The organism is Anaeromyxobacter paludicola (genome assembly GCF_023169965.1).
GTDB classification, from domain to species: domain Bacteria; phylum Myxococcota; class Myxococcia; order Myxococcales; family Anaeromyxobacteraceae; genus Anaeromyxobacter_B; species Anaeromyxobacter_B paludicola.
Map to the genome: position 1 here is coordinate 1,340,620 of NZ_AP025592.1, position 12,607 is coordinate 1,353,226.

Sequence of the window (12,607 nt, forward strand, 5' to 3'; positions counted from 1 at the left end):
AAGGCGCCCCCCGCCCGGCTTCGCTTGACCCCCCCGCCTCCGCCGCTAGAATCCGCGCCGCCCCCTTTCCAAGGCCATCCATGCCGCTCCGCACACCGCTCTACGACCAGCACGTCCAGCAGGGCGGGCGCATGGTCGAGTTCGCCGGCTGGGAGATGCCGGTCCAGTACGCAGGGATCCTGGCCGAGCACGAGGCGGTCCGCGCGCGGGTCGGGCTCTTCGACGTCTCCCACATGGGCGAGGTCGTCTTCCGCGGCCCGGGCGCGCTCGCGGCGCTCCAGCGGCTCTTCACGAACGACCTCTCCCGCATCGCCGACGGCCAGGCGCAGTACGGCTGCCTCTGCCGCGAGAGCGGCGGGATCGTGGACGACGTGGTCGTCTACCGCCGCTCCGCCGTGGACCTGCTCGTCTGCGTGAACGCCGGCAACCGCCAGAAGGACTTCGAGTGGCTGCGCGACCACGCCGGCGAGGGGGCCGCGGTCGAGAACGAGTCCGACGCCTGGGCGCAGCTCGCGCTCCAGGGGCCCAAGGCGGCCGAGGTGCTGCAGCCGCTCACCGGCGCGCGCCTCTCGGCCATCGGCACCTTCCGCTTCGCCGACGCCGAGGTGGCGGGCGTGCCCTGCACCGTCGCCCGCACCGGCTACACGGGCGAGGACGGGTTCGAGCTCTTCTGCCGGCCCGACCAGGCCCCGCGGCTCTGGGAGGCGCTCCTCCAGGCCGGGACCCCGGCCGGCATCGCGCCCTGCGGGCTCGGCGCGCGCGACTCGCTCCGGCTCGAGATGGCGTACCGGCTGTACGGCAGCGACATGGACGACGAGACCACTCCCCTCGAGGCGGGGCTCGCCTGGGTCGTGAAGCTCGACAAGGGCGAGTTCATCGGGCGCGACGCGCTCCGGCGGCAGAAGGAGCAGGGGCTCTCGCGCAAGCTGGTCGGCTTCGTCCTCACCGACGCCGGCATCGCCCGCCACGGCTACCCGGTGCTGCAGGACGGCCGGCCGGTCGGGACCGTGACGAGCGGCACCCGCTCCCCCAGCCTGGGCACCTCGATCGGCCTCGCCTACGTGCCCCCCGCCCTCGCCGCCGAGGGCTCCAGCTTCGCCGTCGAGATCCGCGGCCGCCCGGCCGCGGCCAAGGTCGTGAAAACCCCGTTCTACGAGAGGAGCAAGCCGTGACCCTCCCCGATGACCTGAAGTACACGAAGGAGCACGAGTGGTGCCGCGTGAAGGGCAACCGCGCCATCATCGGCATCACCGACCACGCCCAGAGCTCGCTGGGCGACATCGTGTACGTGGAGCTCCCCGACGTCGGCGACGCCGTGAAGAAGGGCGAATCGTTCGGCGTGGTCGAGTCCACCAAGGCCGTCTCGGAGCTCTTCGCGCCGGTCTCCGGCAAGGTGGTCGAGGTGAACGACCCCCTCGCCGACGCGCCCGAGACCATCAACGAGGATCCCTACGAGGAAGGCTGGATGATCCAGGTCGAGATCTCCGACGAGAAGGAGCTCGCCGAGCTCCTCGACGCCGCCAGCTACGGCAAGTTCGTCGAGGAAGAGCAGGCCTAGGCGCGTGCGCTACCATCCCCACACCGAGGGCGACGTCCGGGAGATGCTGGAGGCCGCCGGGGCGAAGAGCCTCGACGACCTCTTCCGCTCCATCCCCGCTCCCCTGCGGCTCTCGCGGCCGCTCGAGCTCCCCCCGGCCGCCGACGAGGTGACGCTCCTCGCCGAGCTGCGCCGGCTGGCCGCGCGGAACGACGTGGAGCACCCGCCCTTCGTGGGGGCCGGCGCCTACCCGCACCACGTCCCGCCGGCGGTGGATCAGCTCCTGCTCCGGGGCGAGTTCTTCACCGCCTACACGCCGTACCAGCCGGAGATCTCGCAGGGCACGCTGCAGGCGCTCTTCGAGTGGCAGACCTTCGTCTGCCTCCTCACCGGGCTCGAGGTGGCCAACGCCTCGATGTACGACGGCGCCACGGCCATGGCCGAGGCGGCGCTGATGGCGACGCGCGTGACCGGCCGGAGCAAGGTGGTGGTGAGCGCGGCGGTGCACCCCGAGTACCGCAAGGTGCTCGCGACCTACCTGCGCTCCTCGGGCGACCGGATCGTCACCGTGCCCTACGGCGCGGACGGCCGCACCGACCTCGCCGCGCTGAAGGCGGCGGTGGACCAGGAGACCGCGGCGGTCCTCGTGGGCTACCCGAACTTCTTCGGGGTGGTGGACGCGCTCCCGGAGGCGGCCGCCGTGGCGCACGCCCAGGGCGCGCTCTGCGTCTCGGTCACCTGCGAGGCGGTGGCGCTGGGGCTCCTCCAGGGCCCCGGGGCGCTCGGCGCCGACGTGGCGGTGGGCACGTTCCAGAGCTTCGGCAACCCGGTCTCCTTCGGCGGGCCGGCGCCGGGCTTCTTCGCGCTCCGCGAGGAGCACCTGCGCCAGATGCCGGGCCGGATCTGCGGCGCCACGGTGGACAAGCAGGGGCGGCGCGGCTTCGTGCTCACGCTGTCCACCCGCGAGCAGCACATCCGGCGCGAGCGCGCCACGTCCAACATCTGCACCAACGCCGGGCTCTGCGCGCTCGCCTCGACCATCCACCTCGCCCTGCTCGGGAAGAAGGGGCTGGCCGAGCTCGCGCGCGTGAACTACGCCCGCGGCCGGCTCCTCGCCGAGGCGATGGAGCGGCAGGGCTGCCCGTCCGTGTTCTCCGGGCCGGCGTTCAACGAGCGGGCCTTCGAGGTGGGCGACGCCGAGGCGGTGGTGGAGCGGCTCGCGGCGCGCGGCATCGCCGCCGGCGCCCCGCTGGCCCGCTTCTACCCCGACGACCCCCGGCTGAAGGGCGCGCTCCTCTGCGTCGCCACCGAGCTCCACGACCCGGAGCTCATCGACCTGTTCGCGAAGGCGGTGAGGAGCTAGATGGCCAACCCGACCGGCTGGAAGCCCGACATGGAGAAGGGCGCCGCCTCCGCGGCCCGCGACGAGGTGGGGCTCGGGCACGCCACCCGCGGCCTCGCCTTCGAGGAGGGGCTCCTGTTCGAGCGCGGCTCGCGCGGGCGCACCGGCGTCTCGCTGCCGAAGCGCGGCAGCGAGGCCGACCCGGCGCGCGAGCTCCCGGCGGAGCTGCTCCGCCCCGAGGTGGACGGGCTCCCCGAGGTGGGCGAGCTCGAGGTGGTCCGCCACTTCACCCGCCTCTCGACCTGGAACTGGGGCATCGACACCGGGTTCTACCCGCTCGGCTCCTGCACCATGAAGTACAACCCCAAGTCGAGCGAGGCGCTGGCGCGCCTGCCCGGCTTCGCCGGCGCGCACCCGCTCGCCCACCCGTCGATGGCCCAGGGCGCGCTCGAGCTCATGTACCGGCTCGAGCGGGCGCTCTCCGAGATCTCGGGCTTCGACGCCACCTCGCTCTCCCCCGCGGCCGGGGCGCAGGGCGAGCTCTGCGGGATGATGGTCATCCGCGCCTGGCACACGGCGCGCGGCAACCCGCGCAAGAAGGTGCTGATCCCCGACACCGCGCACGGCACCAACCCCGCCTCGTCCGCCCTGAACGGCTACGAGGTGGTCCCGGTGAAGAGCGGCGAGGACGGGCGGCTCCACCCCGACGCGGTGCGGGCGGTGATGGACGAGGACGTCGCCGCCATCATGATCACCAACCCCAACACGCTCGGCATCTTCGAGACCCACATCGCGGAGATCGCCGAGATCGTCCACGCCAAGGGCGGGCTCGTGTACGGGGACGGCGCCAACATGAACGCCCTGCTCGGCGTGGCGCGCCCGGGCGACATGGGCTTCGACGTGATGCAGTTCAACCTGCACAAGACCTTCGCCACGCCGCACGGCGGCGGCGGTCCGGGCTCGGGCCCGGTGGCGGTGAAGGCGGCGCTGGTCCCCTTCCTGCCGCTCCCCGTGGTGGCGCGGGAGGGCGAGCGCTACCGGCTCGTGACCGACCCCGCCGAGCGGCCGCAGACCATCGGCAAGCTGCGCGAGTTCTGGGGCAACTTCGGGATGTTCGTGCGCGCCTGGGCGCTCATCCGGGAGCTCGGCCCCGACGGCCTGCGGAGCACCGCGCACCTCGCGGTGCTGAACGCCAACTACGTCCGGGCGCTCCTCGCGGACGCCTACGACCTGCCGTACGGGACCGACTCGCTGCACGAGGTGGTCTTCACCGACAAGAACCTCAAGCCGACCGGCGTCACCACCATGGACGTCGCCAAGCGGCTCATCGACCACGGCTTCCACCCGCCCACCGTCTACTTCCCGCTGGTCGTGCACGGCGCGCTCATGATCGAGCCGACCGAGACCGAGTCGAAGGAGACGCTGGAGCGGTTCTGCGCCGCGATGCGCGCCATCGCCGAGGAGGCCGCGACCTCGCCGGAGGCGGTGAAGGCCGCCCCGACGAAGCCGGTGCGGGCGCGCCTCGACGAGACGCGCGCCGCGCGCAAGCCGGTCCTCCGCTGGACCCCCGGCATGAAGGTCGAGTAGCCGGCCTCCCGGACGGGGCGACCCCGCGCGAGGGGCCCGCGAGGCGGCGGGGCGGCGCTAGGCTTCGGCCATGCGCGCGCCCAGCCGCCTCCTCGCCTGCCTCGCCGCCTCCGCCCTCCTCGCCAGCCCGGCCGCCCGCGCGGCGGACGACATCGAGGATCTGCCGCTCCTCATCTCCTCGCACGACAGCGGCCTCACGCTGGCCCTGCGGGTGGCCTACGCCATCCCGCTCGGCGACTACGCCAGCGGCGCCGGGCTCTCCGACGTCTACAAGGGCGCCGTCCCGGTCCAGCTCGACGTCGGCTGGCGCTTCGACCCGCGCTGGACGGTGGCGGCGTTCTTCCAGTACGGCTTCGCCTGGATGGGCTCGAACTGCCCGGCCGGCGCCGACTGCTCGGCGCGCGACCTCCGGCTCGGCGCCGAGGTGCTCTACCGGATCCTGCCCGACGCGAAGTGGGTCCCCTGGGCCGGGCTCGGCGCGGGGTACGAGTGGGCCACGGCGACGCTCGGCGGCGGCGCCGGCGACGTCACGGCCCGAGGCTTCGAGTTCGCGAATGTGCAGCTCGGCCTCGACTACCAGTGGGGGAAGAGCCTGTCCTACGGGCCGTACGCCGCCTTCACCGTGGGCCAGTTCTCGAGCCGGAGCGGGACCGACATCGCCGACAAGGCGATCCACGACTGGCTCCAGCTCGGGCTGAAGGGCACCTTCAACCTCTAGGCCTACTCCCCCGGGAGCGGCTGGCGGAAGACCCGCAGCCCGGCCGACCCCACCTCCAGGTAGAAGCCGAACCCGAAGCGGATCTCGCCGTGCTGGTCCACCATGCCCGGCGGCGGGTTCACGAAGGGCGAGGCCTTGCGGAAGGCGTCCAGCGCCACGCGATCGAGGAAGTCCACCCCGCTCGACTTGTGCACCTGCACGTCCTTGAGCGCGCCGGAGCGATCGAGCGTGACGTCCACGAGCGTGATGCGGTCCTTGTAGGCGTACATCCGGCCGGTCGGGTCCCGCACCGAGAGCGCGTCGCCGGGGTGCCACTCGTTCGCGACCGCCTGCTTGATGCGGTTCAGGTACCCGGCGTACTTCCACTCGCGGGTGTTGAGGTAGGTGCCCTCCCCCTCCTCCACCCCGTCGAGCCGATCCGGCGCCGGGCCGCCGGCGAGCTTGTCGTAGGTCGAGGCGCTGGGGTGCAGGTCGAGCTTCCCGGGCCGGCCGGGCTCGCCCTCCTTCTGCGCGCCCGCCTCGCCGGCCGCGCCCGCGGCGCCGGTTGCCCCGCCCTGACCGCCGGGGCGGCCCTCGAGGCCGGGCTTCGGCGGGCGGAGCCGGAACATGCCGTTGGGATCCTCGCCGAGCGCGAGCTTCCGCTGCGGGGGCTCCGCGGCCGCGCCCGCCGGGCCGCCGCCGCCCGCGCGCCCGCCCGCCTTCGGGTTGCCCTGCTGGCCGGCCACCCGCGGCGGCGACTTCTCGAGCTGCTCGCGCAGCCGCTCCAGGGGGCGCGCGACCTGGGGCGCGTCGGGGGCCGAGGGCTTCGCGAGCGTGTTCTTGTAGCCGGCGCGGGCGTCGCGCGACCGGGTCTCCTTCTCGACGGTGTTGTTCCGCTCGGAGACGAACCGGTTGTCCTTGGGCGCGGCGTCGTTCTTCGACGGCTCCACGTCCACCACCTGCCCCGGCGCCTCGGGCGTCACCCGGGGCGGGACCGGCGGGGCGGGGACGAGCGGCGCCAGCGGCGGGCGGGCGGAGGAGCTCGGCGGCCTCGCGCCCACGCTCCGGTTCGCCTGCCACTGCGCGGCCGAGAGCGGCGCGAGCGCCACCGGGCGCGGGGCCGCGGCCCCGGCGTCCTTCCCCAGCCAGTCGAGGTGCACCTCGGACAGCACGAGGGCGTTCGCGAGCAGCGACACCGCGAGCGCGAGGAGCAGTCGCCGCCAGGGGCGGGACGGGAGCCGCCGGCGGCGGAGCATGGGACCGAGGAAGGCCACGAAGAGATCGCCCGAGCGAGGGACGGCTTACCAGATTCTAACGCACGGGGGACCGTCGCTTCCCGCCTCGCGATCGGAAATTTCGGCCTCCCTCCGCGCCATTGACCCACCGGGCGGACGGCGGCATAAGCTCCGGCGCATGCCCGCCACGGACCCGGCGTCGCCCCAGCCCTCACCCGGGCCGGCTCCCGACGCGCCGCGCCGCGCGCCGGGGCGCCGACACCTCCGCGCCGCCGTCGCCCTCGCCGCGCTCGCCGCGCTGGCGCTGGCGGGCGCGGTGCGCGCGGGCGAGGACCGGCTGGAGCGCGAGGTGGTCGCGCGCCTCCGGGCGCGGTTGCCGGACGCGCGGCTCGGCCAGGTCGGGATCGACTGGCGGCTGCGGCTCGTGATCCGCGGCCTCTCCCTCCCGGCGAGCGCGCCCGGCCGGCCGCCCGTGCTCGTCGTGGATCGGGTGGCCATCCGCCCCGCCTGGGCCCGGCTCCTCGCCGGCCACCCGGAGCCCGCCTCGATCCTGCTCGACGGCGTGGCGCTCGAGGGCGGCCCGCGCGGAGAGGAGCTGGCGCGCCTGCCCGAGCGGCTCCGGTCCCGCGCCCGTGCCCCCGCCGAGCGCTCGGAGGGACGGCTCCCCCTGCTCCGGGTGCGGCAGGCGCGGGTCCGGCTGCTGCTCCCCGGGGAGGGCACGGGCCTCGAGCAGCTCGAGCTCGGCCCCCTCGACGCCACGGTGCGCGTGCAAGGCGCCGGCGCGGCGCGGACCGCCGTCGCGCGCGCCAGCTGGAGCGGCGGCGGGCTCGCCGACGCCGAGGTCGGGCTGGCGTCCCCCCGGACGCTCCGGCTGCACGTGGCGGGCGTGGCGCTCTCGCAGCTCCCCGCCCCGCTGGCGCGGCGCCTCCCCGTCGAGCCGCGCGGCGGCTTCCTCTCGCTCGAGCTTCGGGCCGATGGCCTGCAGGCCGAGCACGGGCAGGCGCGGCTCTCGGTCCACGTGAGGCAGGCGCTGCTGGCGGGGGCGGCGCTCGGGCCGGAGCCGCTCGGCCCGCTCACCGCCGGGCTCCAGGGCGTCGTGGCCTGGGCGTCCCGCGACCGCGCCGTGCTGCTGCGCGAGGGCGAGCTCACGCTCGGCGACGCGGGCCGGGCGCGGATCGCGGTGGACGCCGACCTCGCGCTCGGGACCGAGCCGCGGTTCGCGGTGGACCTCTCGGCGGACCGGCTCCCCTGGGACGCGCTGCTGGCGGCGCTCCCGCCCGCGCTCCGCCCCGGCGACGAGGCGCCCCGGGTCACGGGCGCGCTCTCCGGGCACCTCGCGCTCGCCGGTCCGCTGCGGCGCGCCGAGGCCTGGAAGCTCGACGCCGCCCTCGACCTCTCGCGCCTCTCGGGCGACCCGCGGTCGTTCCTGTCGCGCAGCTTCCGCTACCGGCCCAACGTCCAGGACGGGCCTCCGCGCGAGCTCGTCATCGGCCCCGAGAACCCGCGCTTCGTGCCGCTCGCGGCGCTGCCGCCGCACCTCGTCCGCGCCGTCACCACCTCCGAGGACGCCGCGTTCTGGGGCCACCACGGCTTCGACTTCGACGAGCTGCGGAACGCCTTCGCGGAGGGGGTGGACGCCGGGCGGCTCGTCCGCGGCGCCTCGACCATCAGCCAGCAGCTCGCGAAGAACCTCTTCCTCACGCCGGAGCGCACGCTCTCGCGCAAGGCCCGCGAGGCCCTGCTCACGGTGGCGCTCGAGGCCTCGGTGCCGAAGGCGCGGCTGCTCGAGATCTACTTCAACGTGGTCGAGTGGGGCCCCGGCGTCTTCGGCATCGGCGAGGCGGCCCGGCACTACTTCGACAAGGACCCGCGGGAGCTCACGCCCAAGGAGGCGGCCTTCCTCGCGAGCATCATCCCCAACCCGGTGCGCTACCACATGTACTACGCGCGCGGCGCCCTCACCGACGCCTGGGAGGCCCGCGTGCGCGAGCTGCTCCTCAAGCTGCGCGCGGTGGACGCCATCGACGACGCGCAGCTCCAGGAGGCGCTGGACGCGCCGCTCGCCTTCGCGCGCGGGTGAGGTCGGCCGGCGGGGCGGCGAGGGTTGCGCCGCGACGGCGGGAGCCGCGCCGCGGAGGCGGGCTCAGGCCGCGACGGCGGGGGTCGGCGGCGGGGGCGGCGCGGCGGGGCGCCGGCCCTCGCGCCACGCGGCCCAGCGCTCCGCGACCGCGGAGGCCGCCCAGGTGACCGCGACCATGGCGGCGATGCCGAGGAGCGTGCCGGTCAGGGAGAGCGCGCGGTGGACGGGGTGCGACCAGAACCCGTACGTGAGCTCGATCGAGGCGATGTACCCGAGCAGCGAGTGGCGCCCCAGCGTGCGCAGGGCGGAGAGCGCCGGGGCGGCGGTGGCCGGGACGAGCTGGCAGAGCGCGGTGAGCGCGAGGACGCCGCCGAGCCGCATGGCGAACCAGGCCGGGGAGGTGTGCCAGAAGTCCTGGTGGCGGTAGACGGCGGGGAGGAGGTCGCCGAGCCAGCCCCCCGCGAAGAGGGCCGCGCCGAGCGCGAGCAGGAGCGCGGGCCGGTCGCGATCCCGCAGGAGCCGCCCGACGGCGCTCCCGGCGAGCAGGAAGGCCGACCAGTTCACGAGCGAGAAGTTGGCCCGCGGGAAGGTGGCGTAGACGTAGTCGAGGAGCCGGCTCTCCGGGTGCTGCCACGCGGCCGCCAGCGGCGCGGCGGCGGCGATCGCGGCGGTGGCGAGCGCGAACGCCGGGAAGGCGGCCCGGCCCCGCGCGGCCCACCCGAGCAGCGCGGCGAGCGCGAGCGAGAGCGCGATGACGTTGAGGATGTCGACCCGCAGGATGTCGCGCCAGCCGCCCGAGACGCGGAAGGCCCCGCCCAGCACGAACTCGGCGAACCGGAAGGCGTACGCCACGCCCAGCAGCCAGAGCGCCCGCGAGAGGGCGCCCCGGAGCCTGGGGCCGGGCGCGACCCCGCGCCGCGCCGCCGAGGCGTCGGCGAGCTGCTGCGAGAGGCCGGACATGAAGAGGAAGGACGGCGCCGCGAACCCGCCCATCATGAGCAGCACGTCGCGCAGCAGCCCCTGCCCCACCCCGGGCGCGAGCCACGCGTCGAGCGTGTGCACCTCGACCATGAACAGCACGGCGAGGCCGCGCTCCCAGTCGAGCCAGTTTCTGCGTGGTGAGGCCATCCGGGCTCCGCCCCGAAGCGTGCGGCGGACCCGCGGCGCACTTCGGCGGCGCTACTTGTCGCGGTAGGTGATCCGCCCGCGGGAGAGGTCGTACGGGGAGAGCTCCAGCTTCACGCGGTCGCCGGGGATGATGCGGATGTGGAACTTCTTCATCTTCCCCGACGCGTAGGCCAGGACGACCGGGCCCTGATCCACCTTCACTCGGTACATGCCACCGGCGAGGGCCTCCTCGACCGTACCCTGGACTTCGATGCCCGCTTCCTTCTCGCTCATCTAACCCCTTCTCTCGAACTCACGTCTCATAACGGGCGAGCGGCCCTCGCGGATTCCGGAGGGCCGCTCGCGTGTGGCTGCGGTGCGGATACCTAGGAACGGCGCACGTTGGCGGCCTGCAGTCCCTTGGGGCCCTGCACGACCTCGAACTCGACCCGCTCCCCCTCCTTCAGGGTACGGAAACCGTCCATGTTGATCGCGGTGTGGTGGACGAACACATCCTCGCCCCCCTCCTGCGAGATGAAACCGTACCCCTTCGCGTCATTGAACCACTTCACGGTGCCGTTCGCCATGCTTCCGCTTCCTTGGTCGTGGTGTGGTCGGACCAGAGCGGCCCGACAGCCGAGGGATCGCGCCCCAGCCCGGTGGCGGACTATCCCTGATATGGGCACGGAGCGTCAAGCATTCGCGCACTCTGTGTGCGTCCCTCCGACCGCCCAAAGTGCCCGAAGGCACCAGGGAATTTGATCGTGGTCACGCCCCGGTCGCCCACCTCGCGAGCGCCGTCCCGAGCACGCCCGCGACCAGGCAGCTCGTGGCCGTGAGCCCCAGGTACGCGAGGGCCTGGAGGAGCGCGCCCCGCTGCAGGAACCCGAGGGTCTCCTGATTGAAGGAGGAGTAGGTCGTGAAGCCCCCCATCACCCCCACCGCGAGCACCACCCGGACGTCGGGCGAGAGCGCGCCGGCCTCGAGCCCCAGGACCGTGATGACGGCCAGGAGGAAGGAGCCGGCCACGTTGACGGTGAGGGTTCCGAACGGGAACCGGGTGCCGAGCCAGCGGGCGGCGCCCAGCGACACGAGGTAGCGCGCGCCGGTCCCCGCGGCGCCCGCGGCGCAGACCAGTAAGAAGCGGATCATCTCCGGGGCACCCTCAAGGCGCCGGAGCATACGGTCCGCCCGGGGCGGGGGCAAGCGGCCGGTGGCCGGCCGGGACGCCCGCCCACCGGCCACACCTCCGCGCCGCGGGCGCGCTACCCTGCCGCGAGCGCCGCGCCCTCGAGCGGCAGCTCCCCCATCGCCCGGAGCAGCGCCCGCGCCCGCTCGCCCGGCGCCCCCGGCGCCTCCGCCAGCGCCCGGAGCTCTCCCCGCCCCCGGCCCGCCTCGCGCGGATCGGCGAGCAGCGCCTCCGCCCGGACCAGCCGGACCTGCTCGTCGTCCGGCGCGAGCCGGACGGCCACCTCGGCGCAGAGCCGGGCCGCGACGAGCCGCCCGCGGCGCCGCTCCACCTGCGAGAGCATGGCCCACGGGATCGGGTCCTTCGGGTTGGTGATCGCGAGCCCTTCGAGGAGGTCGTGGGCCGCCTCCAGGCGCCCCTCCTCGAGCTCGGTCCGGGCCAGCCCGGCGATCCCTCGCCCCAGCTCCGCGGTCATCCCCTGCAGCTCGGCCAGCGTGGGCCTCGCCACCACCTTCGCGTCGTCCATGAGCTTCCTCCGCTAGCGGATGTTGTTGATCTCGGCCATCCCGGTCTCGTGCATGCTCCGGAGGATGTTCGAGATGAGGGTGAACATCTGGTTCTGCTTCTCGACCGCGCGCTGGATCTCGAGCATGTCGAGCTTCTCGTCGGGCGAGCCGGCGTCGCTCGCGCCGGAGCTGCTCGACGCGCTCGAGGTCGAGGCCGAGCTGGAGCCGCCGCTCGACTTCCTTCCGGACCCGAGCACACCGGTGAGGACCCCTCCGACGGCCTCGCCGACGTCGCCCCCCACCGCGAGCGCGAGCGGCGCGAGCTCCGGCTGACCGAGCGCGGTCGCGGCCGCGGCCAGGAGCGGCCCGCCGGCCTGGCCGGCCAGCTTGGCCGCGGCTCCCCCCACCGCGCCGACGGCGTCCCCGACGAACCCGGCGACGTCGCCGAGGAAGCCGAACAGCCCGCCGCCGCCGTCCTGCTTCGGCGCGGCCGTCCCCCCGCCGCCGGCGCCGCTCGAGCTCGCGCCGCTGGTCCGCGCGCTCGTGCCGTGCAGCTCGCGGTAGTTCTTCATGAGCGCCACGAGCTCGGCGTCCCCCTTCTGCTGGGTGAGCTTCATGAAGCGGAAGAGCTTCTCCTCGATGCTGAGCTTCTTGTCGTCGAGGAAGGCGTACTCGCCGCGGCTGCTGGTCGTCGTGCTCGTCTTCTTGGTCGTGGTCGTCTTCGCGGCGGCGCTCTTGCTCGCGCTGCCCGTCTTCGCCGCCGTGCTCGACCGGCTCGCGGTAGAGGCCTTCGCAGTGGCACCGGACTTCGCCGAGAGCGTCGGGGGCGCCCCTGCCGCCGTCCCTGGCGCGGCGCCGGTCGTCGCCCGCGGCGTGGCGCCCTCCTCCGCTCCCGCCCCGGCGCTCGCGTATCCCGGAAGCTCCGCGCCGGCCGCTGCGTCCGGCGCCACGGTCCAGCCGCTGCCGGCCGGGCGCGACGCGCCGGCGGTCCCTGCCCGGGGCGGGTCGGCGACGAGCACGGCCCGGAAGGCCTCCGCCGCCGCGGCGACGCCGGCCGCGGCCGCCGCGGCGGCGCCGCGGGAGAGGCTGCCCGGCGCGAGGAGGCCGCCCGCCTCCGCCGGTGAAGTGGAGGGCGGTGCGACGGACGGCGGCGAACCCGGGCTGACGTTCATGTGGCCTCCTGGCGGAAGTGCGTGACGTGGAGGGCACCTAGCGCGCGGCGTGCCAAGCGCCGGCCGCGCGGGAAGGAGCCAGCTGCGCGGGTTTTCGAGAGGCCGCCGCGCCCGGCGCCGGCCGCGCGGCGGCTTCCCGGCCGCGACGCGGACGT

General features: G+C 74.9%; 13 protein-coding genes. 6 read left to right on the top strand and 7 right to left on the bottom strand.

Annotation, left to right across the window (positions count from 1 at the left end; translation table 11 throughout):
* Positions 1-80: 80 nt before the first annotated feature.
* The 5 genes from gcvT (at position 81) to AMPC_RS06275 (ending at position 5,184) form a co-directional block, all read left to right on the top strand.
* Entirely contained in the window at positions 81-1,172 is a 1,092-nt protein-coding gene (gene gcvT / locus AMPC_RS06255) for a glycine cleavage system aminomethyltransferase GcvT (RefSeq protein WP_248345296.1), read from the top strand.
* Entirely contained in the window at positions 1,169-1,558 is a 390-nt protein-coding gene (gene gcvH, locus AMPC_RS06260) for a glycine cleavage system protein GcvH (RefSeq protein WP_248345298.1), read from the top strand. The genes gcvT and gcvH overlap by 4 nt, the downstream gene beginning before the upstream one ends.
* A gap of 4 nt (positions 1,559-1,562) precedes the next feature.
* A complete protein-coding gene (gene gcvPA, locus AMPC_RS06265) occupies positions 1,563-2,900 on the top strand; it encodes an aminomethyl-transferring glycine dehydrogenase subunit GcvPA (protein WP_248345300.1) in 1,338 nt (445 codons plus the stop codon).
* Positions 2,901-4,466: an aminomethyl-transferring glycine dehydrogenase subunit GcvPB gene (gcvPB, locus tag AMPC_RS06270; RefSeq protein ID WP_248345302.1), complete on the top strand. Its 1,566-nt coding sequence runs from the start codon at positions 2,901-2,903 to the stop codon at positions 4,464-4,466. It begins immediately after the preceding gene.
* Between the two features lie 70 nt (positions 4,467-4,536).
* Complete coding sequence (locus AMPC_RS06275) at positions 4,537-5,184, top strand: hypothetical protein (RefSeq protein ID WP_248345304.1); 648 nt, start codon at positions 4,537-4,539, stop codon at positions 5,182-5,184.
* Positions 5,185-5,186: 2 nt separating this feature from the next.
* Here the strand turns inward: AMPC_RS06275 and AMPC_RS06280 are convergent, their stop codons facing one another.
* Positions 5,187-6,437, bottom strand: a complete 1,251-nt coding sequence (locus tag AMPC_RS06280; RefSeq protein ID WP_248345306.1) for an energy transducer TonB family protein — start codon at positions 6,435-6,437, stop codon at positions 5,187-5,189.
* Between the two features lie 139 nt (positions 6,438-6,576).
* Between AMPC_RS06280 and AMPC_RS06285 the strand changes: the two genes are divergently transcribed.
* Positions 6,577-8,478, top strand: coding sequence for a biosynthetic peptidoglycan transglycosylase (locus AMPC_RS06285; protein ID WP_248345307.1), 1,902 nt, complete (start codon positions 6,577-6,579; stop codon positions 8,476-8,478).
* A 63-nt stretch (positions 8,479-8,541) separates the two neighbouring features.
* On the opposite strand, the gene AMPC_RS06290 is transcribed toward AMPC_RS06285, so the two are convergent.
* The 6 genes from AMPC_RS06290 to AMPC_RS06315 all read right to left on the bottom strand — a co-directional run bounded on the left by AMPC_RS06290 (position 8,542) and on the right by AMPC_RS06315 (position 12,452).
* A complete protein-coding gene (locus AMPC_RS06290; protein WP_248345308.1) occupies positions 8,542-9,606 on the bottom strand; it encodes a heparan-alpha-glucosaminide N-acetyltransferase domain-containing protein in 1,065 nt (354 codons plus the stop codon).
* Positions 9,607-9,657: 51 nt separating this feature from the next.
* Positions 9,658-9,879, bottom strand: coding sequence for a translation initiation factor IF-1 (gene infA, locus AMPC_RS06295; RefSeq protein ID WP_011420293.1), 222 nt, complete (start codon positions 9,877-9,879; stop codon positions 9,658-9,660).
* 92 nt (positions 9,880-9,971) lie between these two features.
* Complete coding sequence (locus tag AMPC_RS06300) at positions 9,972-10,172, bottom strand: cold-shock protein (RefSeq protein WP_248345309.1); 201 nt, start codon at positions 10,170-10,172, stop codon at positions 9,972-9,974.
* 181 nt (positions 10,173-10,353) lie between these two features.
* Positions 10,354-10,737 (bottom strand): CrcB family protein, encoded by a 384-nt coding sequence (locus AMPC_RS06305; RefSeq protein ID WP_248345310.1) that lies wholly within the window; start codon positions 10,735-10,737, stop codon positions 10,354-10,356.
* A gap of 113 nt (positions 10,738-10,850) precedes the next feature.
* Positions 10,851-11,300 (bottom strand): hypothetical protein, encoded by a 450-nt coding sequence (locus AMPC_RS06310; protein ID WP_248345311.1) that lies wholly within the window; start codon positions 11,298-11,300, stop codon positions 10,851-10,853.
* A 12-nt stretch (positions 11,301-11,312) separates the two neighbouring features.
* Positions 11,313-12,452: a hypothetical protein gene (locus AMPC_RS06315; protein WP_248345312.1), complete on the bottom strand. Its 1,140-nt coding sequence runs from the start codon at positions 12,450-12,452 to the stop codon at positions 11,313-11,315.
* Positions 12,453-12,607: the final 155 nt, after the last annotated feature.